At 42.6% G+C, this 24,836-nt stretch carries 20 protein-coding genes; 11 read left to right on the top strand and 9 right to left on the bottom strand.

Annotated elements, in window-relative coordinates:
• Positions 1–275: 275 nt before the first annotated feature.
• The 3 genes from rlmD to cysM all read right to left on the bottom strand — a co-directional run bounded on the left by rlmD (position 276) and on the right by cysM (position 3,791).
• Complete coding sequence (gene rlmD / locus A3K91_RS02220) at positions 276–1,817, bottom strand: 23S rRNA (uracil(1939)-C(5))-methyltransferase RlmD (RefSeq protein ID WP_084387226.1); 1,542 nt, start codon at positions 1,815–1,817, stop codon at positions 276–278.
• Between the two features lie 72 nt (positions 1,818–1,889).
• On the bottom strand, positions 1,890–2,714 hold the full coding sequence (locus tag A3K91_RS02225; RefSeq protein WP_062843823.1) for a 3'-5' exonuclease: 825 nt from the start codon (positions 2,712–2,714) through the stop codon (positions 1,890–1,892).
• 138 nt (positions 2,715–2,852) lie between these two features.
• Positions 2,853–3,791, bottom strand: a complete 939-nt coding sequence (gene cysM, locus A3K91_RS02230; RefSeq protein WP_062845819.1) for a cysteine synthase CysM — start codon at positions 3,789–3,791, stop codon at positions 2,853–2,855.
• 428 nt (positions 3,792–4,219) lie between these two features.
• Between cysM and A3K91_RS02235 the strand changes: the two genes are divergently transcribed.
• The 10 genes from A3K91_RS02235 to tsf all read left to right on the top strand — a co-directional run bounded on the left by A3K91_RS02235 (position 4,220) and on the right by tsf (position 17,361).
• Positions 4,220–7,756, top strand: coding sequence for a hybrid sensor histidine kinase/response regulator (locus tag A3K91_RS02235; RefSeq protein ID WP_062843824.1), 3,537 nt, complete (start codon positions 4,220–4,222; stop codon positions 7,754–7,756).
• A 127-nt stretch (positions 7,757–7,883) separates the two neighbouring features.
• Positions 7,884–8,696 carry a crotonase/enoyl-CoA hydratase family protein gene (locus A3K91_RS02240; protein WP_062843825.1) on the top strand — a complete coding sequence of 271 codons (813 nt, stop codon included), beginning with the start codon at positions 7,884–7,886 and terminating at the stop codon, positions 8,694–8,696.
• Between the two features lie 266 nt (positions 8,697–8,962).
• Positions 8,963–10,222 carry a multidrug effflux MFS transporter gene (locus tag A3K91_RS02245; protein ID WP_062843826.1) on the top strand — a complete coding sequence of 420 codons (1,260 nt, stop codon included), beginning with the start codon at positions 8,963–8,965 and terminating at the stop codon, positions 10,220–10,222.
• Between the two features lie 331 nt (positions 10,223–10,553).
• The gene (locus A3K91_RS02250) at positions 10,554–11,429 is read left to right on the top strand and encodes a transporter substrate-binding domain-containing protein (RefSeq protein ID WP_062843827.1); all 876 of its coding nucleotides are present in this window, start codon (positions 10,554–10,556) and stop codon (positions 11,427–11,429) included.
• A gap of 12 nt (positions 11,430–11,441) precedes the next feature.
• A complete protein-coding gene (locus A3K91_RS02255) occupies positions 11,442–13,637 on the top strand; it encodes an ATP-binding protein (RefSeq protein WP_062843828.1) in 2,196 nt (731 codons plus the stop codon).
• A 62-nt stretch (positions 13,638–13,699) separates the two neighbouring features.
• Positions 13,700–14,062 carry a response regulator gene (locus tag A3K91_RS02260; RefSeq protein ID WP_062843829.1) on the top strand — a complete coding sequence of 121 codons (363 nt, stop codon included), beginning with the start codon at positions 13,700–13,702 and terminating at the stop codon, positions 14,060–14,062.
• Positions 14,063–14,092: 30 nt separating this feature from the next.
• Complete coding sequence (locus A3K91_RS02265) at positions 14,093–14,542, top strand: chemotaxis protein CheX (protein ID WP_062843830.1); 450 nt, start codon at positions 14,093–14,095, stop codon at positions 14,540–14,542.
• 38 nt (positions 14,543–14,580) lie between these two features.
• Positions 14,581–15,030 carry a chemotaxis protein CheX gene (locus tag A3K91_RS02270; protein WP_062843831.1) on the top strand — a complete coding sequence of 150 codons (450 nt, stop codon included), beginning with the start codon at positions 14,581–14,583 and terminating at the stop codon, positions 15,028–15,030.
• A gap of 457 nt (positions 15,031–15,487) precedes the next feature.
• Positions 15,488–16,276: a 30S ribosomal protein S2 gene (gene rpsB, locus A3K91_RS02275; RefSeq protein ID WP_062843832.1), complete on the top strand. Its 789-nt coding sequence runs from the start codon at positions 15,488–15,490 to the stop codon at positions 16,274–16,276.
• A 203-nt stretch (positions 16,277–16,479) separates the two neighbouring features.
• Entirely contained in the window at positions 16,480–17,361 is an 882-nt protein-coding gene (tsf, locus tag A3K91_RS02280; RefSeq protein ID WP_062843833.1) for a translation elongation factor Ts, read from the top strand.
• 170 nt (positions 17,362–17,531) lie between these two features.
• Here the strand turns inward: tsf and A3K91_RS02285 are convergent, their stop codons facing one another.
• From A3K91_RS02285 to hflX, 4 genes are all read right to left on the bottom strand, one after another.
• Complete coding sequence (locus tag A3K91_RS02285; protein ID WP_062843834.1) at positions 17,532–18,344, bottom strand: lytic transglycosylase domain-containing protein; 813 nt, start codon at positions 18,342–18,344, stop codon at positions 17,532–17,534.
• Positions 18,345–18,694: 350 nt separating this feature from the next.
• Complete coding sequence (locus A3K91_RS02290) at positions 18,695–19,384, bottom strand: LrgB family protein (RefSeq protein WP_062843835.1); 690 nt, start codon at positions 19,382–19,384, stop codon at positions 18,695–18,697.
• A gap of 16 nt (positions 19,385–19,400) precedes the next feature.
• Complete coding sequence (locus A3K91_RS02295) at positions 19,401–19,835, bottom strand: hypothetical protein (RefSeq protein ID WP_062843836.1); 435 nt, start codon at positions 19,833–19,835, stop codon at positions 19,401–19,403.
• A gap of 308 nt (positions 19,836–20,143) precedes the next feature.
• Positions 20,144–21,610 (bottom strand): ribosome rescue GTPase HflX, encoded by a 1,467-nt coding sequence (gene hflX / locus A3K91_RS02300; protein ID WP_062843837.1) that lies wholly within the window; start codon positions 21,608–21,610, stop codon positions 20,144–20,146.
• Between the two features lie 444 nt (positions 21,611–22,054).
• Here hflX and A3K91_RS02305 point away from each other — a divergent pair, with 444 nt between their 5' ends.
• Positions 22,055–22,855: a lysophospholipid acyltransferase family protein gene (locus A3K91_RS02305; RefSeq protein ID WP_062843838.1), complete on the top strand. Its 801-nt coding sequence runs from the start codon at positions 22,055–22,057 to the stop codon at positions 22,853–22,855.
• 249 nt (positions 22,856–23,104) lie between these two features.
• On the opposite strand, the gene A3K91_RS02310 is transcribed toward A3K91_RS02305, so the two are convergent.
• Both A3K91_RS02310 and A3K91_RS02315 read right to left on the bottom strand, forming a co-directional pair.
• Entirely contained in the window at positions 23,105–24,145 is a 1,041-nt protein-coding gene (locus A3K91_RS02310) for an aldo/keto reductase (RefSeq protein ID WP_062843839.1), read from the bottom strand.
• Between the two features lie 51 nt (positions 24,146–24,196).
• Positions 24,197–24,694, bottom strand: a complete 498-nt coding sequence (locus A3K91_RS02315) for an FKBP-type peptidyl-prolyl cis-trans isomerase (RefSeq protein ID WP_062843840.1) — start codon at positions 24,692–24,694, stop codon at positions 24,197–24,199.
• Positions 24,695–24,836: the final 142 nt, after the last annotated feature.

Genomic DNA, 24,836 nt, shown 5'->3' on the forward strand with positions numbered 1-24,836 from the left:
AAATCTGTATTTTTGGCAACTAAAAAGCGCACGTGCAATATATAAAGCTACGAGTATGAATATTCACTATGCTTTGACTAAACAAATATAGGAAGATTGTTGGTTATTATCTCATTTTAAGGGTACAAATCAAGCGAGGCTATGTAATGTCTGTACGACATTAGGGTAAACAGCCGTTACTCATTAGCTCAGCTTAATATAGGTTTGAAATAAGCGTAAGTTATTGAAAAACGGCTATTTATTGTTTTGATGGGGGCAGTGGGTTGAACGAAATATTAAATGGCTATCTTTTCAAATCGAGCAATGGATTCAACGTGGCCTGTGTGGCAGAACATATCCATCACGCCTGCGTGCGTCAGACGATATCCTTGCTCTAATAAAGCTTTGGTGTCACGAGCAAGCGTTGCTGGATTACAAGAAACATAAACGATCCGCTCAGCATTAAACTTAGGCAAATACTGCATAATTTCCCATGCACCAGAGCGTGGCGGGTCAATTAATAGTGCGTCGAAGCCTTGATTGGCCCATGGCTTATCAGTGCAGTCTTGCGTTAAGTCTTGACTATAAAATTCAGTATTGTTGATGCCATTGCGACGTGCATTATCTGCTGCACGTAAAGTCATTGCCTCACTACCTTCCACCCCGACAACCGACCCTGTTTCTCCAACAAGTCGGGCTAATGGTAAGCTAAAATTACCAAGACCGCTGAATAGATCCAAGACGCGTTCACCTGCTTTTAAGTCCAGCAAGTCACAAGCAAGCTTGGTCATTTGACGATTGACAGACAAGTTCACTTGGGTGAAGTCAGTAGGAATAAATTCAAAAGTAAGATCATACTCTGGTAGCTGGTAATACAAGCGCCCAAACTGCTGGCTCATGTCGTCAGCGTCTGTCAAAGCAATACGTTCAATACTATCAACGCCTTTAGATTGTAGGTACAGCTGCCAATTGCGCGCTGCAAAAAATGCTTTTAGCTTATCGATATCAGCATCTGATAATGGCTCTAAGTTACGGACGATAAGAGCGACAGATTGATTGCCATCTGGTAGCTCTGGGATTTGCTCACCCATTGCCAACTCAAGCTGAGCGATCTTATCGCGGCTCTCTAACGTACCAATCAAGGTTTTGAGATTCTCAATCTCAAAACCAATACGCGGATCTAAGATATGACACTCATTTAACTCAGCCAAAAAATTACTTGAGCGCTCACGGAAACCGACCAAGGCCGTTTCTTTTTTGACAACATAGCGAACACCAAGTCGAGCTTTGGTGCGATAGCCTAGGCGGTCACCAACGACTGGCTCAAGCCAATGGTCGGGCGCTGCATTTGCTTGATGCATGAGCATTTCAGCCAATACAGATTGTTTAAAATTGATTTGCCCTTCAGGTGCCCAGTGCTGCAAATTACAACCACCGCAAACGCCGAAGTGCGGGCAGGGTGGTACGGCACGCTCAGGGTTTGGGTTGGCAGTAATGCTAATGGCATCGCCTTCTTCAAAACTATTACGAACATTGGTCAATTTGACCACAGCACTTTCGCCTGGCAATGCAAAACTCACAAAGATTTTTTTACCATGTTTTTCTTCAGCATGACCATCCGCGACGCCAAACCCATTACCATATACGGCAACACCGCGACCATCGTGCGATAAGCCATCAATAGTGAAAGGCAATGGCTCTGCTTCTTTTAGACGACGACGTGTCTTTGAGGAAGGCTTGGATTTTTTCTTATTAGGGGGAATTGCAATATTTTGAGTGTCACTGGCTTTTTGCGTCGCATCAAGCGCTGTCGGTGTTTTTGAATCGGTGGGTTGCATAAACCTGCCTTAATAATAAGTGATAAAGAACTGAAAAATATGTACAAAAGCCATTACTAGTGATAATGGTCTTTATGAGTGGGGTGCTGATGACCAATCAGCAATAAAATCTTGGTGGCGCGCACTGCCATCCGCATGAGTATATTTTACTAAGTAGTTATGGCTTTGCTGCTGCCAAAACTCAAAACCTGAAGAAGACAACTGACCGGTCAAACGCAACCAGCGCAGATAGATGAGCCAAGTATTCATGACATCAGATTCGCAATATATTGATAGCGTTTGCCAATCGCCATTGCTCACAAGATCGCCAACCATGCTACCATCGACATCTGTTTTACCAGGTAATCCATACAAGCTTGCGACCACATCCATAGCTTCACGGCGACTGGCACCATACTGGCTAAATCTGTCCATCAAATCGAGATGACGAGTATGAAAGCGATTGACGTAGTTATCAAAGCGCATGTTTTTAATACGTTCGCCTTCTTCAAATAACCACGGCGCTGACAAATCATACTGCATCGCACGATATATCAGTACTGGAATGTCAAAGCCTGAACCGTTCCAACTGATGAGCTGAGGCAGTGTTTCAAGGTCGCTGAATGCGCGAAAAAACTTGGTAAGAATGTCTTTTTCATTAAACTTATCGGCCGTTAATGAAAATAACGACAACTTACCATCCTTGATATACAACGCAGAAATGCACACAATACGCTGTAGTGGTAAGCGCATAAAGTCATGTCCCGCTTCTTGGGTACGTATCGCCGTCAATGCGCTTAATGTATCAGCATCATTGAGTGAGGCCAATTGAGGATAAATACGGCGAGCTGCCTCAATATCAGCAACAGTTTCGATATCAAACACTAAGATAGGGTCAGATGGTAAGGCTTGTGACATAAGTAATCCTGACTATTTATAAGCTTATAGTTAACCTACTATAAAAGCGTTGCTGCGTTAACGTCTTTTATATTAAATAAACCATACTGATCGGTAGTGCCTGTGGCATTAACTAACTTTGCACTAAATAACTTTGCATTAATTGACTGCTACGTTGTCATCAACATTGTATAGACCGGTCGATAAATAACGATCACCGCGATCGCATACGATAAAAGCAATAACGGCATCAGGATTTTCTTTGGCTACTTGAGCGGCGGCCCATGCTGCTGCACCTGAAGACACACCTGCAAAGATGCCTTCAGTCTTGGCAAGTTTGCGCATATAAACTTCTGCAATACGCTGATCGACATCCATGACCTCATCGACCAAATCTGCGTCAAAGATACCTGGCATATAAGCCGCAGGCCAGCGACGAATACCAGCGATAGAAGCTTCTTCATCAGGCTGAAGACCAATAATTTTGATGTCTGGGTTTTGTTCTTTCAGGTAGCGTGACACACCTGTGATCGTACCTGTCGTGCCCATTGAGCTTATAAAGTGAGTAATCTTGCCCTCAGTTTGTGCCCATAGTTCAGGCCCTGTGGTTAAGTAGTGCGCCTCACTGTTATCAGGATTGTTAAACTGGTCTAATACAATACCGTCGCCATTTGCTTGCATTTGCAACGCTAAGTCACGTGCTGCCTCCATGCCTTCATCTACCTCGATCAAGGTTGCCCCATAAGCAATCATGGCGTCTTTACGTTCTTGCGTTGAATTGGTTGGCATCAGCAACGTCATCGGATAACCGCGCATGGCAGCCACCATCGCCAAAGCGATACCTGTGTTACCACTAGTGGCTTCTATCAAGGTGTCACCAGGCTTGATATCGCCGCGTTGCTCTGCTTGATAAATCATATTAAAAGCAGGACGGTCTTTGACTGAGCCAGCTGGATTGTTACCTTCAAGTTTGGCCAATAAGGTTGCCCCATTGGTGATTTGCTCTTGCTCAGGCAGACGCTGTAATCTGACTAATGGTGTCTGACCGACGCAATCGGCAAGGGCAGTCACTTGAGTGATAAAGTTGGCGTTTGACATGGCCGTAGTGGACATACAGTATCCTTATTAGTTTTTGAAATGTATTTTCAAACAGTCGTATACGTTTTTTAATGATAATTATGGAGCTAAAATTCACGCTTTAGTATGGTACTTATCCGTATAAGCTAATGATTTATCAGCTAATTGTAGCAAAGTGATTTTATGAAACTAATGATGCGCAAGAAGTTGCGTCATTATATCACTTTGTTTTTGGCTACGCTGAGGGCATCAAGAGATTTTGGTAAATGAGCAAGCTTTATCTATATTTAGCTGTAAAAATGATTGTAGCCATAGACACCGTTGCAATCGGTTATTAATAACGAATCATTCACTAATGCTGTTAAAATACCTACAATACTCAATGAGTAAAAGCAACTTATCACTGCTATCTATACATTGCAAAAAACCTATTAGAGAGTAAAGATTGCATGGCACACAAAAAACGTTTTGATACCAGCAGCGCCTATGGTCAGCTCATCATATTGGTGTTTTTACCAATTTGTGTACTAGCGGCGGTCGGCGGCATTTTGGTCTTTTACGAAACCATGCGTGCCAGCAATTCAGAACAAGAGGTCTTGGCTGAAGCAGTATTGATTCGTCATACGCCAGTCATTGCCGAGCTGGTTCCTGAGCTATTGGAGCAAACGCAGCAATCAGATAACGAAGCGAATGTCGATGAAACAGAGGCGACCAAGCTTGAGGGCATTCGAGATAAGCTGGGTCGTATGCAGTCTGAACAACATGTACAGCGTATTGCTATTATCAATGAAAACAATCAAGTACTCATGGCGGTGGGATATGGGCTAAATGAAGAATGGCCACTGCTGGATGTCGATGTAAAAGAGAATTTTTTGTCGCAAAAACCCACACCTATTGGTACGGCTTATGGCAGTCTATTAGGGGATTTTGACGGGCAAAAACTGTGGCTGCTAGTAGATATGGACAATGAGCCGCTGTATATTGCGCGTTATCGTATTGCCATGGCGTTAGTGATTACGGGCTTGTTTACCATACTGATTTTGTTGCTAAGCTTGAATATTTATTCAAAGCGCTGGATAGCACCTATTTATGAGCTACGTTTGCAGCTGCAACGTACGGATGTCGAAAACCTATACCAGCCCATTCCTGTTGAATCGGATGGCGAGCTGAATTTGTTGCAACAAGACTTGGTGAAGACATTGCGTCGTTTACACAGAAGTTTTCAAGAACTTAAAGATCATGCCGAACAAACAGAGGACGATCTACGACTCGCGTTTGATGAGATGGAAATGCAAAACATCTCGATTCGTAATGCCCGTGATGCCGCTATTTCGACCAGCCAAGCCAAGTCAGCATTCTTGGCCAATATCAGTCATGAATTACGTACACCCTTAAATAGTATTGATGGCTTTATCAATCTGCTCGCGCGTCATGGTGAGTTAAATCCTGAGCAAGACTTGTATGTACAAACCATACGCAAATCTTCAGCACATTTATTGGCATTGGTGAACGACGTTCTCGATTTTTCTAAGATTGAAGCGGGCAAGCTGGTGCTGGATCGCCATGAGTTTGATCTCTATGACACCATTTATGACGTGGTCGATATGCTCTCACCGGTCTCGGCGGAGAAAGGTCTGCGCATGGCAGTGCTGTTTTACAATGATGTACCGATGCGTATTAATGGCGATGCGCTACGTCTCAAACAAGTATTGACCAATATCGTGGGCAACGCGATTAAATTTACTGACAGTGGGGATGTGGTAGTACGTGTCAGCTTGGACGATCACCGTGACAATTACCTGATGATTAGCGTACAAGACAGTGGTAAAGGCATCTCGCTTGCCGATCAAAAAATGCTGTTTCAAAGCTTTAGTCAAGGCGACCCATCAATCACTCGTCAATATGGCGGTACAGGATTGGGTCTGGTCATCTCTAAGCAGTTGACGCGATTGATGGGCGGTGACATTGGGTTTCATGACAATGCGCAAGAGAACATCGCCAATCAGGGTGCAACGTTTTGGTTTCGTATGCCAGCGCATGTCGATGTATTGGAAGCTGCTACTGGACAAACGATTGAGTTGCCAGTATTGGCACCATTGGCAAGTGACACTGACGAGTTTAACGTATTGGTATGGATCAATCATACTGCGTCGATACAGGTACTCAAAGCCAGTTTGCAGTATCTGCCAATCAAGCTGACGCAAGCCAATTCCTTACCAGGCGTCCTTGAATCCTTAAAAGAGCGTGGCAATTTTTGGGATTGGGTCATTGTTGATGATGATACTCAAGACGATATGATGGCGTTACTTAAGCAAATTCGACTACATTATCAAGGCAAGCTTGCGGTATTTGGTTATCAGGTGGCGGCTGATCAGGCATTATTAAACAGATATCATGCCAATATTCTCTACGAGCCTTTAGACAAGCGTCAGCTTTATGCCATGCTTGATACGCAAAATCGCAGTGTTCCAAAAAATATGCAAGAGCCACGTTGGAAAGGCGTAACCGTGCTAGCCGTCGATGATCATCTACCCAATCTACTGGTGCTTGATGCGTTGCTTAGTGAGCTTGGTATTCAGGTGATTACAGCAAGTAGCGGTTTTGATGCTATAGAAATCATCAGTAAGCAGCACACCAAAAACCTCAAAATAGCAAAGAGTGGCAAGCAAAGCCTCTCAAATAAAACCCAGCTCTCCAAAGCCGAAGCTCGCGATGAAATCAGCAAAAAATCACCTGCTGCACTTTATGCCGAAGAAACGAGTAGTGAAGAAAAAGGAGCTGCTCAGGACAAGAGTCATATTGATTTAATCTTTATGGACATCCAAATGCCGCGTATGTCAGGGCACGAAGCGGCCAGACAAATTCGTACGATTGAAAGTGATGACAACCGCGTACCCATTATTGCGTTGACCGCTCATGGCTTGGCTGATGAGAGAGACAAGCTGATTGCGAGCGGTATCAATGACTATGTGGGTAAGCCCATTAGTCAGCCGCAGTTATTACAAGTATTACAAAAATGGCTGGGACGTACGACGACCACGCCAGAATTAACGGCATTGCCAGATACCACCCTACAAGGTATCGACTTGCAAGAGAGTAAAACTGCGTTTACAAACTTGCAAAATCGATCTTCTCCAGATGGCTATTTCCATGAGAACGTTGAGCGCAATATAGATATTGGCGAATATTCGACATGGCCTTCAGACTCTACCATGATTGCTTATCCATTGATCCAGAATAATGAGAATGGTCAAGAAAGCAGCTCTGAGATGGTCACTCAGCGCAAAATAACTCGGCCATTATCTTTGAAAAAAATTCGTGATGATTACTTGCGTGATAGTCAGCCACGTGAGGATTATAGACGAGAGACGCCGCGTGATACTCAGCCACGTTATGAAAGCTTACGCTTACAAAAGCAGGGCACTACCTCATTACTTCATCCATCGAATGCTACGGCAGATAATTTCGATGATGAAGCCACAGCAAGTATAGAGTCAGCACAGTATGAGCAAGAAACAACAGGGTTTAGCAATCATCAATCACATCCAAACCATTCGCGGATGGATGACCTCAACCTTTTAGAAATATTAGATTGGCAAGACGCCTTGACTCGCTCAGCAAACAAACCTGATTTGGCAGCCAAACTCATCATTATGATGCTGGATACCATCAATGATGAAAAGCAGGCATTGACGCAAGCATGGGAAGCCCGTGATCGTCATATGCTGGCGCAAATTGCTCATCGCATATTGGGCGGGAGTCGTTATACGGGTGTGCCGCAACTGCGTCAGGCCAGTCAAGACTTAGAGGATAAGTGTTTATTGAACCTCCAGCATATTACACCTGCACAGTTTGCCATGCTTGAGCCTTATTATGTGGCACTAATAACCGCATTAAATAACTTACAAACATTAGATCTGTCTGCTTATCCGCAGCTGAACTATCATCGTTTGAGTGAAAACGACATGACATGGAAGATGATATAACTTGGATAGGTTTGATGCTCGGCTAGCGAGTTTACCGAAGCAGTCAATTATTGCTACGGTAGAACAAATAGAAGCCTGCTAACATTGCCAGTATCTACTCTATCTCTATTCTTTAATAAGGACTGTTATGAACGCGATTGCCACTTATCAGTATGAGACGTTACAAGTCAGCATCACCAACCAGATATTGACGGTTACTTTAAATCGTCCACACAAAAAGAACGCCATGAGTTTTCAGCTAATCAATGAGCTGATTGCCGTGGCAGGTCGTATCGGTAAAGACAAAACCATACGTGCCGTCATTTTAAAAGGCGCAGAAGCAACATTTTGTGCAGGTATCGATTTGGGCGATTTGAATCATCCAAAGAATAAAGCGTTTGCCTTTTGGGAGCTTGTCAAACCATGGCAGAGTGCCTTTCAACGTGTTTGTCTGGTTTGGCGTGAATTACCAGTACCTGTTATTGCTGTTTTGGAAGGCTATTGTATTGGTGCAGGTTTACAATTAGCGCTGGCTTGTGATGTGCGTATCAGTCACTCTGATTGCCAATTATCTATTATGGAAGCCAAATGGGGCTTAGTGCCGGATATGGGTTTGACACAATCTGCTTTTGGGATTGTACGAGAAGATGTACTAAAAGAGCTGGCAATGAGTGCACGCATTATCGATGCCAATGAAGGTATGGCACACGGTATCATCAGTCATTGTAGTGATAACCCACTTGAGCAGGCGCAGGCACTCGCCGCTGAATTTGCCGAGCGTTCTCCCGATGCAGTGCTGGCAAGTAAACGTATCATCAACGCCATGTATCAACAACCTAAAATCACGTTATATAAAGAAAAAATATGGCAGCTTAAAATGATGCTGGGTCACAATCGTAAGCTGGCGCTTAGAAAAGCCAAGCAAGCCAGTACCGCATTTGCCAAGCGTCAGTTCAATTGAAGATTTTTCATTAGAGAAGGTGAATATGGTGACAAATGAGCTGAATAGTAGAGACGGGTTGGTTGGTGTCATCCGTCTATCGAAACACAAGTAATCAATGCGATATAAAAGTATCTGCTGACTAATATAAAAGTAACGGTGATATAAGTAAATGTGCCTTATAATTGCGGGCTGTTGTTTATAAAGCTTATCAAAATAATAAATAAAGAACGGTGAATAAAGAAAGTATAAATCATAAAACTAACACTATATAAAATGGTCTGAATATGTCTGCTCCAAAATCCTCTCTACCCAATAAACCCATTGCTTCTGAACGAGTGCGCTCTGCTGATTTGCCTGTTGCATGGATTATGATGCTTGGACTTATCGTAGCGGTAGGACCGTTATCTATTGATATGTATCTGCCTGCGCTCCCGTCTATGGGTGATGATTTTGGCGTGTCAACGGCTTTTATGGCCAACTCTGTTCCGGCGTATTTTTTGGGTTTGGTATTCGGTCAGCTGTTTTATGGACCATTCAGTGATCGTGTTGGCCGCGTTAAGCCTTTATATATCGGTATGACTTTATATGTAATCGCCTCGGTTATTTGTGCTACAACCAATAACGAGTACGTATTATTTGTTGGACGTACAGCGCAAGCACTTGGCGCTTGTGTGGGCGCTGTGGTGACACGGGCGGCAATTCGTGATCGTTTGACTGCCAAACAAACTGCTAAAGCTTTTTCTATCATGATTCTGGTGATGGGCTTAGCGCCAATACTTGCCCCTTCACTTGGTGCATTGTTTTTGAAATTTTTCAGCTGGCATTCTATTTTTTGGTTTTTGGCAGCCTTTGGTGCGCTTAATTTATTACTGACCAAGTTTTTCTTTTTTGAAACTTTGACGGAAGAAAATCGCAATGTGCGTCCTGCTAGAGAAGTTTTGAGCCAATATTGGGATTTGTTGAAAGATCCAACTTTTAACTACCCAGCGATCGGTGGCGGCCTGCTTATGGGCGCAATGTTTGTCTATATCAGCTCCGCCTCAGAATTAATTATGGACACTTATGGCGTCTCAGCGACGCACTTTGGCTGGTTATTCGGTATGAATGCGGCGGGATTTGTCGGTTTGACTCAGCTTAACCAGTGGCTGACCAACCGTTTTCGTATTTTAAGTATCTTGCGCTTTGGCGCGATGATGCAAGTTGTTTCTGCAGGCGTCCTATTTACCATTGGTTTGATATTGGGTACGGATGCGTGGCTGCCATTGGTACTTGCTTGTATTTTCTTTTGTATTGCAGGACTGGGTTTGACCCAGCCGAACGCTTCTGCCATCGCATTGGCCTTTCAAAAGCGTCGCGCTGGTATGGCCAGTGCACTACAAGGCTCACTCATGTTTTCGGTCGGTATTTTTGGGGGCTTATTATTAAACCTGTTCCCAGTCAATCCCGTCCTAAAAGTTGGTATTGCTATGTTTGCATTAATGAGTTTAGGTACATTCCTCGTTTGGAAGATTGATCGTAATTTAAACCTTGATGAGACTGATTGATGTAAAACATCCATATCTCTCTTTTATATTGCAAAAGCATTCATCATGTATGAATGCTTTTTTTATGGCTGCTATATTCCTCTACGTCTTTAAAATGCCTCTCTAAATACCTGTCTGTTAAAAAATATTACTTAGTAAATATAAACCTTGGCTTCTTTTGCTTTATTAGAGAAATTATACGCAATAACTGGACATAATTATTGCAATAGTAAAATTAGATAAGTATTATCTAACGTAACTTTCTGTAAGTAAATATGTAGAGATATTACTTAACCTTGCTAGATTGTCATTTATCAATATGTATAACAACGTTAGGTTTCAAGGATAGATTATGATGCAGTTATATCGAGCGTTACCCATTTTGTTGAGCGTTGGCCTGTTTGGCTGCGGTAACTCACCCACTCAAGAAAGCGCTAGTGCAGCTGGTACATCAGCAACAGAAAATAAAGACAGCTTTGTGAGCAAACTACCTGATACTGCACCAGTTGTTAAGGTTGCAACAACTGGTACAACGCCTCCTTTTTCGTTCCAAGATGATTATGGCAACATGCAGGGCATTGATATTGACTCTATTCGTGCTATTGGCGAAGAGCAGGGGTTCAAGGTCGAGTTCTATAAAGAAACGTGGCAAAACTTGTTTGACAGTGTTGAGTCGGGTAGTCGAGATTTGGGCATTGCAGGTATTTCTTACAAAGACGACCGAGCCGTAAAATACGGCTTATCAGTACCTTACTTCTTTAATCCAGCAGCAATCATGTATATTAAAGATGGTTTGAATGTTAACAGTTTAGAAGATTTGCAAGGTAAGAATGTAGGGATTGTGGAAGGCACAAAGCAAGAAGATCAGCTTAAAGCAATGGGTAGTTACGGTAGTTTAACGAGCAGAACCACTCCTTTTTTGATGTATGAGGATCTCGTACAAGGCAAGGTAGATGCTATATTGCATGACTTGCCTATTTTGCAATATACGGCAAAAAACCATCCAGAATATGACGTCAAAGTTGTTCCTTATGAAAGTCAGGATAATCCAGCCGCTCAGCAAGTAATCTTGATGGCGAAAGGCAATAGTAAGCTTATCAATCAAGTAAATGAAGGTATTGTCAAGCTAAAAGCGAATGGGACCTTTAAAGAGATCGAAGGACGCTGGTTGGGTGAAAATGTCTCTACCGCTAAGAGTGCTTCTGATACTACTAAGCAATCGAGTTAAGGAATTCTAAAGATGGCAACCACACCTAATATTGACAATAAGCGCTATCAAGGTCTGATTATTTCAATTGCACTATTCCTATCTTTGATTGGTGCTTTGCTAGCGTTTACGTTTTATACGTCCAGTTTATTAGAAAGAAATACGGCTCTGATTGACCAGACCAACAAAGTGGCGAATAGTGCCCAGGCTGTAATTAAAGACCTTTTCGATTTAGATGCCAGTTACGGTGAAGATACCAACTCTCCTCATATACAACGTGTGTTAGAGCGTTTGGAGAAAAACACGGCGTCAATTACCAGCTCTATCGCGGCTATTGAACAAGGTGGAACGATTACTGATACCGAAGGCAGAAGTTATACTCTACCGAAGATTGATAGTGATGCCCAAGCAAATATTACTGCCGCCAATGAGCAGTGGAAAGCGTTAGAACCTAAAATTCAGACATATCTAAAAGATGCTGATAATATTATGGTTCCCTCTGCTGACGCGTTGACACAAGCGGTTGAGCAGGCAAAAACATCAAGTTTGCTGATGAACGATTCTTTAGATAATCTTACAGATGACGTGTTCAATAGTGCAGAGAGCGAAGCATCTACGATTCGTCTTATTCAGGCAATTGGGGTTTTTGCTATTTTTGCTTACTTCTTGATCTTCGTATTCTTCTTCGTACGTCGTTTACGTGAAACGGATGCTGAAGCACTTGCCGCTCGTCGTGAAACTCAAGAAATTATGGAAACGGTTAATACGGGTCTATTCTTGCTTGATAAAGACTTGCGCATTGGTCAACAGCATTCTCGAGCACTGAACGATATTATCGGTGCTGATAGATTGGCTGGAGAAAACTTTACCAATGTACTGCGTGGTCGTATCTCAGATAAAGATCTAAAGACCACACAGCAGTTTATTGAGCAGCTTTACAATCCACGAGTCAAAGAAAAATTGGTGGATTCTCTCAATCCTTTGCACAAAGTCATGCTCCACAATACCTCTGGTAATAAAGGGCTCAATGATCGCTTCTTGGACTTTAAATTCTCACGTGTTTACGATGACAAAAACATTGCGCGTATTTTGGTCAACGTGAACGACGTATCAGATGCCGTCTATCTAGAACAGCGTCTAGAAAAAGAACGTACCGAAAACGACATGCAAATTGAGATGTTAACCACCATCTTGAATGTAAACCCGAAAATTATTAACGAGTTTATTGCAAACACGCAAACGCATATCGAGAAGATGAACAATATCTTGAAAAACCCTGGTAGCTCGCAATACGAATTAGAAGGCAAGTTAAAAGCCATCTACCGTGAAATGCATAGCTTAAAAGGTGAGGCTTCTGCGTTAAAACTGCACAGCTTTACTAAGATTGCTTCAGATGCAGAAGACAAGTTGCACGCGTTGCAGAATCAAGGTCAACTATCGGGCAATGACTTCTTACCGTTAGCCGTGCATTTGGATGACTTGCTCAGCCTGTCAAATACCATTGCTACTTTGGGTGAACGTATCAACCGCTCAGCACCGCCAAGTGTAAAGCCTGCAACAGCGCCAATCAGCGATAGCTTTGCAAAAACCAGTATCACTGAGAATCATAAATCCAACCATACTATCAGTAACATAAACGCTGATCATGGTCAGAGTATTGATTTGGATGATGAGAAAGATGATCAATTGTCTTTTTATAAAGAGTTTGCAAAAGATATCGCAGCACGACAAGGCAAGCAGGTACAACTGAAAAGCGATACTCTAACGCAAGCGGACATACCAGACCATCTGGTGAAGCCAATCAAAGAGATCAGCATTCAGTTACTACGTAATGCGGTAGTTCATGGTATCGAAGCACCAAGCGTTCGTCATTCCACGGGTAAAGATGCCGTAGGAACCATTGATGTAGAAGTGAAAGACAGCGGTTCAGACGTTTTGTTAATGGTACAAGATGATGGTCAGGGCATTGATTATGACGGTATCCGTACAAAATTAAGCAAAGAAGGTCGTTTCAGTATGGAAGAGGCAAATCAGCTCAGCCAAAATGACCTATTGAAGCAACTGTTTTCTTCAGGTTTTTCTACCAAAGAGCATGCAGATGAAGATGGTGGCCGCGGCGTCGGTCTCGACATCATCAAAGCAAAAGTCAAAGAGTATAACGGCAAGCTTAATGTAAATAGTGAACTGGGTCAGATGACACGGTTTGTCATTACTTTACCTAAAGCTTAATTAAAAATAGCAGGGATATTGTCAAGGACGACAAGCACTTTATTAAAGGTAATAGATAAGTTATGCATAAGTTAATGATTGTTGATGATTCGAACATTATCAGAAACCGTATTCAGCGCGCGTATGATTCAGGAAATTTTATGTTGGTTGCTACGGCCACCAGCGGTGTTCAAGCCATTGAAAAATTTAATATACATCGTCCTGATGTGATCACTATGGACTTGACCATGCCGCAAATGGATGGTCTTGAATGTATTGAAAAAATCATCTCGATTGATCCTGACGTCCGTATCTTAGTGGTATCAGCGTTGTCTGATAAATCTACAGGTATTGAGGCGTTGTCGTTGGGTGCAAGCGGCTTTTTATGTAAGCCATTTTCAGAGGAGGAGCTTGTGGAGGCTTTGTATGAGCTGATGCAAGACTAATACTATTCAACGACCTAAGTAGATGTGATTATGAAAGAACAAAAACTACAGATTTTTTTAAGCATTATTAGTAATTATTTTAATCAATTTGGGGGAGAAGAGCTTGTCGCTGATACCCCATATTTGTTAGAAAATAAACAGCCCAAAGTTCATGATTATACTGGTGTGATTGGTATATCTGGTGGACAAAAAGGCGTGGTATATTTTTCGGCAACCCATCAGTTGTTGTCTTCTATATTAGACAATATGGGTGAAACCGATAAAAGTGATGAGAACTACATAGATTTGGCTGGTGAAGTCGCCAATACGATCGCAGGTAATGCACGCAAAGAATTCGGTTCAGAGTTTCATATTTCTGTGCCATTCGTGTTCAAGGGCTCTCCGCAAAGTATCGTACTGCCGAATGATGAGCGCTCTTTTATCATTCCCATCACTTGGCATGCTCAAGTTGGCGAGATCGTAGTTTGTTTGCAGGACTAACTGTCCTGCCGCGTAATAAAGATGGATATTAATATATTATGGTTAAAATAGAAAAGCTGGGCGTGTTTTTAAGCTCAATTAACGCATTTTTTGTACAGATTGATGGATCAGAAGTAGACATTGATACGCCGTATCTAAGCCATAATAGGAGCGCTATAGGTTATGATTATAGCGGTGTTATTAAGATATCAGGGCCTCTTGAGGGCTGTGTGTATGTGAGTGCGCCTAGCGTCATGTTACGAGAGGTAATAAAAGTGATGGAAGAGCCGGACTCTTCTATCACGATGATGAAAGATTTGTTGGGTGAAATGGCCAATACTATTTCTGGTAATGCTCGTACTGAATTTGGGTCAGAGTTTATTATTTCACCGCCGCACATCGTTGAAGGTGCTCCTAGCGTGTCTTATCTACCAAAAGACCGTCAAAGCTATATTACCCCATTCACTTGGCGTAATTACAAGGCCATGATTGGGATCTGTATTGCCTAATCTAAACTCAGCTTTCTAGTCTCTAAAACTCAATGATTGCCTGACTAAATTGATTAAGTGTGAGCTATCTAAGCACAAATTGCCCACTAAAAAAAGCGACACACTCTGTGTCGCTTTTTGTCATTTAACTCCTTTATATCTTATGTCTATCTGGAGAAGACCACAACGATAAACTGCTGGAGATTTGAATAGATTATATGATAAAATACGGCACAGCTATTTTCATCACTCTTTTTATCGTTTGGATTTAAGTTTTTCTTAGATCAGACAATAGCTTTTTTTAAACCAACCAATGACACACACATCATGGCAAAAAATTGCTGGGTGTTTGGCGACTTGATTAATTTGCAACAGGGTAGTGTGGTCTCAACGAGCACTCACTATTGGCAGATGCGTGTCGCTAGATAGGCAGTTTTTGTGATGTGGAGGCATAACCCAATCAATAGGACATTTTAACATGGCTACAAAGAATCCAACCAAAATCGAAATGCGCGACTTACTACAAGCTGGCGCTCACTTTGGTCACCAAACACGTTTTTGGAATCCAAAAATGGGTCCATATATTTTTGGTGCCCGTAACAAGATTCACATCATCAACCTAGAGCACACTGTAAAAGCATTTAACGAAGCATTGACTTACGTAAATGGCTTAGCGGCTAAGAAAAACAAAGTATTGTTTGTTGGTACTAAGCGCGCTGCAAGCGGTATCGTTCGTGAGCAAGCGACTCGCGCTGGCATGCCATACGTTGACCATCGCTGGTTAGGTGGTATGTTGACTAACTGGAAAACACTACGCCAGTCAATCAACCGTCTAAAAGAGCTTGAAAAGCAATCTGAAGATGGTACTTTTGCTAAGCTGACTAAGCGTGAAGCATTAGAGCGTACTCGTGATATGGAAAAACTTGAGCGTTCATTGGGCGGTATCAAAGACATGGGCGGCCTACCTGACGCTATCTTCGTTGTAGACGTAGATCACGAAGCGATCGCTATTAAAGAAGCCAAAAACTTGGGTATCCCAGTTATCGGTATCGTTGATACAAACTCTAGCCCAGACAACGTTGATTACATCATTCCAGCTAACGATGATGCAATCCGTGCTGTATCTCTATATGTAACGTCTATGGCTGATGCAATCATTGCTGGTAAAGAATATGCACAAACTCAAGCTGGCGGTAAAGCTGAGCAAGAGCCTGCTACTGAAGAAGCATCAGTTGACACTGAAGAAGCTGCAACTCCAGCAGAATAAATAGCTGACCCAAAGGGTTTAACTTTGTAAGGATGTCTTGATAGTTTATTTATCACTATCCATATAAGGTTATTAACAGCATATAAGTAAGCTTATAATAGGCATGATGTAGTTTTACTCGTCATGCCTTCTTATTGATAGACAGTAAACATATTAAGTATAAGTTAAGCACTCCCATACATAACAATACTGAGGTAACTCTTATGTCAGAAGTAAAAGTATCTGCCAAAATGGTAAAAGAATTGCGTGACCGTACTGGTCTTGGCATGATGGAATGTAAAAAAGCGTTAGAAGAGTCAAATGGTGATGTTGAAGTAGCCATTGATAACCTACGTAAATCTGGTCAAGCAAAAGCAGCTAAAAAAGCGGGTAACATCGCAGCTGACGGCGCTATCATCATCGCACAAGGCGATAACAAAGCATTCTTGTTAGAAGTTAACTGCCAAACTGACTTCGTTGCAAAAGATGACAGCTTTACTGCATTCGCAGAAAAAGTGGCCAATCTTGCATTAGAAAACAACGTCACTGATGTTGCTGCTATCTCTGAATTGCCTTATGGCGATGGTCAAACGGTTGAAGAAGCACGTGTATCATTGGTACAAAAAATCGGTGAGAATATTCAGATTCGCCGTGTTGAAACCCTAGAGGGTAATAACATTGCTTCATACCGTCACGGCCTACGTATCGGTGTGGTCGTTTCTTATGAAGGTGGCGATGCTGACACTGGTAAGAACCTTGCGATGCATATCGCTGCGTTCAATCCTGTTGCGGTTGCTGACGAAGACGTTGCAGCTGACCTATTAGCACGCGAAAAAGACATCATCGAAGCGAAAGCTAGAGAGTCTGGCAAGCCTGATAATATCGTTGAAAAAATGATCGAAGGTGGTCTGCGTAAATACCTAGAAGAAGTGACTCTTCTACGTCAGCCATATGTCATGGACAACGAGAAAAAAGTTGGTGATGTCCTAAAAGCTGAAGGCGTAAAAGTACTTGGTTTCAAACGTCTAGAAGTTGGTGAAGGCATCGAGAAGAAGCAAGAAGACTTCGCCGCTGAAGTTGCTGCAACTCAGGCTGCTAACAAGTAAGTATTAATTTTACTGAAAACGACTAAGAATGTTGAATGCAAGTTATTTAACATTCGCAGTTTGGCTTTATCTTTCATGTAATACCTGTAAGATAAAGCTGCTCAGTAAAATAAGAAAAAGCCCGTTAATCAATTAACGGGCTTTTTTGTGTTCGGATTTTAAAGCTGAGTTTAGCGTAGTGCTGCATAAGCCGAGTTGGTATAACTGGCACTGTTGATGTTACTACCAGTTGCATAGCTGACATTTTGTATGCCGTCACTCATCGTCCTGTTTGTCGTCTGATTATTGGCACTCATACCTCCACCAGAAAGCCCAGCATCATTTTTGTACAGGCTATGGTAGCGACTCATCACTCTTTGGACATAATTACGAGTCTCTTTAAAAGGAGGGATACCACCGTATTTATCGACGTTGCCTTCACCAGCATTATAGCCAGCCACAGCGTGTTCGACATTATTATTGAAGCGGCGCATGAGCCATGCGATGTACTTAGCAGAGCCTTCTATATTGTCAGCTGGGTTCCAAGGATTGCTCACATTGAAACGACGAGCGGTGGCAGGCATCAATTGCATAAGTCCTTGCGCCCCGACAGGCGAACGTGCATTCGGATTAAATGCCGACTCTGTGTGCATCATGGCTTTCATGAGTGCGGGATCCACACCATTTCGTTCAGCAGACGCACGGATATAACTGTCATACGCGTTACGGCTACTGCTATTACTGGCAGCACTGCTACCATAATTATTGCTGCTATTACTGCCATCATACATCTTAGAGTCTTTGTAGTAAGTGACTTTTACTTTTTTCGTAAATTTATCAAAATTACCACTTGGATTGACGTTGGTAAGGAGAACTTGCCCACCTTTGTCTTTATAAATATACATATTGCCTGCTTGGGCAGCAACAGAAAAACCAGATAGAAGAAGAGTGGTGAGTAGGGCAGGAGGTAAGCAGCGATTAACTAAGGTTGCAATATTTATCATAGGGTCATCACTTTTTATAGAGTAATAGCAAATCTCTTTGCTTATAGGCGTGTTTTTTTGCGCATTTAAGCGGTCATTATGTTTGTAGGATTTTGCAGCTATAAGGCATATAGCCACCTAACAAAAATCACGTCTAACTAAAAACCACTTGCGATAGATACAAAAAATAATAGTGGCTTACTATAACATATAATAACTTTTCAACACATTTGATTGTCAAAATAAGCGCGAAATATAGGTATTATCTGCTAAATAACTATAAACAAATCAACATGATATTGGGAGTAGATATGTCAGTAAACGAATAAGCTTAAAAAATAGAAATATGTGAACCTAACATATCTATTTACTTAACCACTGAGTGCCCCAATGAAAATAGGCACCCAAACCGCAGTAACCAAACCATTTACTGCCAGTCCAAAAGCAGCATAACGCCCAGCAGTATGGCTGATTTGCCATGCCTCTACCGTGCCAAACGCATGGGCTGCCAATCCAAGTGCCAACCCTTTGGCTCGATCATCGTCGATACCGCGAAATAAGAAACGCGCTAAAGTACCACCAAGTAGCCCTGAGACAATAATGATCAAGTTTGCCATTGGCAATGGCGCTCGAATCAAGTCTGCCACACTCAAACCAATAGGCGTGGTCACTGAACGAGTAGCAAAGGCCAATATAGTGTCGTGACTTAATGACATAAGGTATGCCAATGACATCGGTAATAAAGCACCAATAACACTTGCAAGGACAACGATCAGCGTAAGCTTTTTGATCGGTAATCCTTTAAAGTTCATCGCTGCTAAGGGGACTGCTAATAGTACGGTGACGTATCCCAATAGGTGATCAAATACAGGCTTGGCAGCACTATAATAATGATTATAATCCCATTGCAATAAAAACAAGAATACAAGCACCAAGACAAGGGCGGTAATGACCATCGGCAACCATGACAGCTTGCGTGCCAATACTCGAGCAATCACATGAGCCGCTAAGGTCAGTAATATGGCGGCAAGCGTAGTTAGCAACACGTTATCAGTAATCATGACATCTCCACGCAGCTCACAGCTGTCCCTTCTGCTGATCGATGGTGGTGCTATCACTATCGTTTTTATGATTTAACCAACGATTGGCAAGTATGGCCAGTCCCCACAGTGGAATCAACGTACTGATAATCATCGTAAGCATCACGCCCCACAGCTCATCTCCTAAGGCAAACAGCAACAGTCCTGCTCCAGCAGAAACTGGCAAGAAAGCAAAGCCACTATCGACAAGCAAGGTATTACTGGCATGCGTCAACCAGCTAGGTAGCCCTTTGAGCAATCGCCATGTGATTAAAATGATAAACATCGCGATCAAGCCAACAATATTGGCCGCTTTTTCGATACCTGCCCACTGACAAATAATCACTGCCGACTCACGAACGAAGATGACCATTGCCAGTGTGATTATGACAGCTAGCCATAAAGGTAAACTGGATGAGGGAGTAGACTTCATAAAGATTCTGGCCAAGTCAAATATAGATAGTGCAGGTATGCGATTCAAAAGAAACGCTCTTGCTCTAAAAAATGCATTTAATAAATTAAGCTTTATTAAGCCACCTACGAACGATTATATAGAGAGCAGATAGACTAATAAAGTCTATAAAAAAGCAGCGTCCTCTATTATCTTAAAAAGGTATGAAAACTAAAAGCGATATATCAGATAAAAAACGGCAAAACAAAAAAGACGATATCAAATGATATCGTCTAGATGTGACTGCGACAGCTATTTCAAATAATAGGCATTGTTTAGTATATCACTACTTAAATCTGAGAATCAGTAATAGGTGCTGCTTTTGTACCAGTGTCGTCTGAGTTGGCAGTAGTGGTATTTAGCGAATTAAATTCATCAAAGGCCTGTTCTTCTGCTTCTGTTAACGTCTGCTCTTCCTCGTCATCAGGTTTTTCGAACTCTTCAAGTACCGGCATCAGCAAGGTTGCTTGTGCCAACGGTAATACCTCTAAAGGATCTAAGTCGGCTTGCCCAAGCAGTTGTCGTAAGCGCTCGCTTGGCAAACGAATGGTCAAGCACTCATGACCATTATCATCGTAGCTCTCTTCCAAGATAACGCCCAACTCATACAAAGTGTTTTTAAAGTGACCCGCACTATAAGGTAAGGTCAAATCAAAGGTAGTCAACTTACCCGTCAGCAGCTGCTGAACGGCAAGTGTTAGACCTTCCATACCGAGATTTTCTCTAGAAGACACATAAACGCGGTTGGGTTTACCTTCACTCGCATAACCAATATGCGCAGGTTCATCGGTTAAATCAATTTTGTTATAAACATTAAGTACTGGTACATCGTTATCAATTTCAGCCAATACGTCTTTTACTGCTTGAATTTGTTCATGCATGTCTTCACTAGACGAGTCAATCACGTGTAGCAGCAAGTCCGCCTCTAACGTCTCTTCTAGCGTGGCATGAAAAGATTCGACCAACTCATGTGGCAGGTGACGAACAAAACCAACGGTGTCTACCAAAACGACTCGCCCAACACCTTGCCAATCTAAGCGGCGTAATGTTGGATCCAATGTGGCAAATAGCTTGTCGGCTGCATAGATGTTTTCATCAACCAAACGATTGAATAGAGTCGATTTGCCCGCATTGGTATAACCCACGAGCGAAATGGTCGGTACATCAGATTTTTGGCGGCGCGCCCGGCCTTGGGCACGTGTTTGACGCACCTTTTCTAACTTGCTTTTTAACTGATTGACGCGAGTCTGTAGTAAGCGGCGATCCGTCTCAAGCTGAGTCTCACCCGGTCCACGTAAGCCAATACCACCTTTTTGACGCTCCAAATGCGTCCAACCACGTACCAAGCGTGTCGATAAATGATTGAGCTGAGCAAGCTCCACCTGTAGCTTACCTTCGTAAGTACGGGCACGCTGAGCAAAGATATCTAAAATCAAACCGGTACGGTCAAGCACGCGGCATTTGACCAGCGCTTCAATATTACGCTCTTGAGAAGGCGATAAGCTATGATTAAAAAGGACGATATCAGCATCATGCTCACGAACCAATTCTGCTATCTCTTCTGCTTTGCCGCTACCCACAAAGTATTTGGCATCAGGTCTTTGACGTGAGCCTGTAACCAGCGCCAAACGATCTGCGCCTGCCGAATCTGCCAATAACTCAAACTCACTCAAATCATCAGGATCTTGAATCTGACGAATGTCTAAATGTACTATAATGGCGCGCTCGCCACCTTCATGTCTTTCAAAATAATCCAAAGAGTATCACCTATTCAATAAAGTAAATAAATCGCCACAATACTAGTGCCTGATAATACAGCGCTCAAAAGAATGAGATTTTTCATTCTATTAAGCCTGTAATCAATGCATCAAAATAGTAACGCAGCGTTCAGATAGCTGTTTATATGTGGTCTTATTGATTGATATTAAAGCGTATTGAGACAATTAGTGATGATTTTATGTTACAGAGTTGATAAGTGAATGCTTTGTCATTGGAGAGGTTGATTATCTTATTGGCGTTTTTATCAACAATAAAATAAGCATTGGAAGAAAGAGGTGGCCTTTTTTATTCACAGAAGCAATATTCACAAAAGCAGTTTATAATTCAGTGCACAAATCATCACTGATTGAGCGAATTTTGTTATACTCATGGCGCTCGTTTTAGATATATAATCACAAGTTTTTTAACCACGAGGGGCACAGATGAGTCAATCTAAGTCAGGCTTTTCACTCAAACAGCAATTGGGTCGCGGCAAACAAATCGCTGGTATGACCACGACGATCGCTGGTGGACTACGCGCCGCCCAACGCATTGGGGCTTTTAAACAGCCACCACGCGAAACGCTACCACGCTACATCCAAACCTTTTGTCGCAAAATGGCCGGCTCTTTTGGGGTAGAGGTTGTTGCCGTTGAGCCTGTACAACAGCTTCATGGCCTATGGGTATCTAATCATGTGTCATGGATGGATATACCAGTAGTGGGGACACTTAGCCCAGCTTTCTTTTTATCCAAAGCTGAAATTGGTGACTGGCCCATATTTGGGAAGTTGGCGCATGCGGCGGGCACGGTGTTTATTGAGCGCGGATCCGGAGACGCAGGTTCGGTTGCCACGCAAATTGCCAGCTTTTTAACCGAAGGGTTTTCGGTCATTTTCTTCCCAGAAGCAACCACGACCGATGGTAAAAAGGTCAAACGTATTCATGGTACTTTGCTACAAGCCGCCATCGATGCCGATGTGCCTGTGCGTCCGCTTGTGATTGCTTATGTGAATAAAGACGGCACGTTGAGTGATGCGCTGCCTTATTATGGAAAGCTGACCATGAAGCAAAGTCTGAAAAAGGTACTTGATAGTAAAGACGTCACTGCTTATGTGTTGCCACTTGAGCCGATAGACCCCAAGGGGCTGAATAAAAGCCAATTGACCAATTTGCTGCAAGCGCGTATGCAAGAAGGATTGTCGGAGTTGCATTCTCGGGTGTTAACAACAGAGTCGAACGTGTAGAGTCTTTTTTTATTCAAAAATAAACACAAAAAAGGCGCAAACCGCAGTGATGATACTCGCGGTTTGCGCCTTTTTCTTGTGACTTTATACGTGATCTAGTGCGGCTGGAACGAATTTTTTGTAGCCTCTTTTTAGCAGCAAGCAAAGAAAGTTGATACCAGTCGCACATGACTATGCACGCATTGATTTCATTATGAACCAATCATAAATAAATTAAAACCAACTTACAGAAGCCTGATAGACAACGTTCTAAGGAGACGGATTAGGATGCTGAGCATGTACAGCTTCAATCGCATCTAACACGTCTGGCGTCAAGGTGACATTGACGCTGTCGATGTTGGATTTGAGCTGCTCAGTCGTCGTCGCACCAATGATATTGCTGGTCACAAAGTGGCGTGAATTAACGAAGGCCAATGCCATTTGCGCCATATCCAAACCAGCATCTGCCGCAATCTTAGCATACTGCTCAGTGGCTGCTACGGCTTGTTCGTTGGTATAACGGGCAAAGCGATCGTACATGGTAAGACGTGCACCAGCGGGACGTTTACCGCCAAGGTATTTACCAGATAAAACGCCAAACCCAAGCGGGGAATAAGCAAGCAGCCCAACGTTTTCGCGGTGGGCTATTTCAGCCATGCCAACTTCGTATAAACGGTTCAGCAAGCTGTAAGGGTTTTGAACGGTAAGTGGGGCGATAAGGCCGTTTTTGTCTGCTTCCCAAAGATAGCGCATCAGACCCCAAGCAGTGTCATTTGACAATCCATAAGCACGAATACGACCTTTTTTAATTTCATTATTTAACGCCTGTATGGTTTCTAAAAAAGGCGTTAAGTCGTCTAGCGATTGGGCCGCCATTTCTTCGGTATAACCACGTTGACTAAAAAAGTTGGCTTGGCGTTCAGGCCAATGCAGCTGATAAATATCAATATAGTCAGTTTGCAAACGTTCCAAATTGCCATCAATAGCGCTACTGATGTGTTCGGCATTAAAGCGCGTTTGCCCATCACGCAAAAAGTCCATCGGTGATATTTTGCTGGCAAGAACGACTTTGTCACGCTGTTTGGTTTTATTAAACCATGTACCCATGAAGCGCTCGGTATCACCCTGCTTGTCCTTGTCCGGTGGCGAAGGATACATCTCAGCCGTATCCCAAAAATTCACGCCCTCAGAGAGTGCCATATCCATTTGTGTATGGGCGTCAGACTCTGTATTTTGCTGACCCCATGTCATAGTGCCAAGACAGATTTTAGAAACTTTTTCATCGATTTGGGGCAATGTTGTATATTGCATACAAGTATCCTTTTAGCATTCGTTTTTATAGTTTATTAGGCGTTTGGAAGGCTACATTAACTTTATACCTGTAACACCAGGGGGAGTCACTTTAAAGACTTTTACTTTAAACAGCACGTCTTGTCCAGCGAGAGGATGATTAAAATCGACTTCGATTTCGTCGTCATCGATGGCGCTAATCGTACCAGGCAAGGTGTTTTTGCCTTTGTCTTCAAACTCTACCATCATACCGATTTCAGGATTGTCAGCGACCAGCGCAAATTGAGGACGGCTAAAATGCTGGATATTATCAGGATTCCATTCGCCAAATGCTTGCTCTGGCTCAAGATGGGCCGTTCGTGTGTCACCGGCACGTAGATTCATCAAAACCTGTTCAAAGCCCGGTAGTAAGCTCTCATCACCAATCGTTAAGCTGACAGGAGTGTCGCGGCTAAAGGTTGAATCAATCACCGTACCATTTTCTAGCGAAACCTCAAAATGCAGCTTCACAAGACTACCGTAAGTGATACGTGTGTCTTCATTGGGATTAATAAATTGCGAATCGGTCATAGTTATCATTTCTTTTGTGAATTATGTTAAGTAGGTTAGAACTAGAAACTGTTTTTTATAGCAGATAAATAGTCTAGCATAGTCAGTATGTTACATGCCGCTATATCATGGAGAGAGTATGAAACATATATATTAGCCACTT

The organism is Psychrobacter alimentarius (assembly GCF_001606025.1).
GTDB classification, from domain to species: domain Bacteria; phylum Pseudomonadota; class Gammaproteobacteria; order Pseudomonadales; family Moraxellaceae; genus Psychrobacter; species Psychrobacter alimentarius.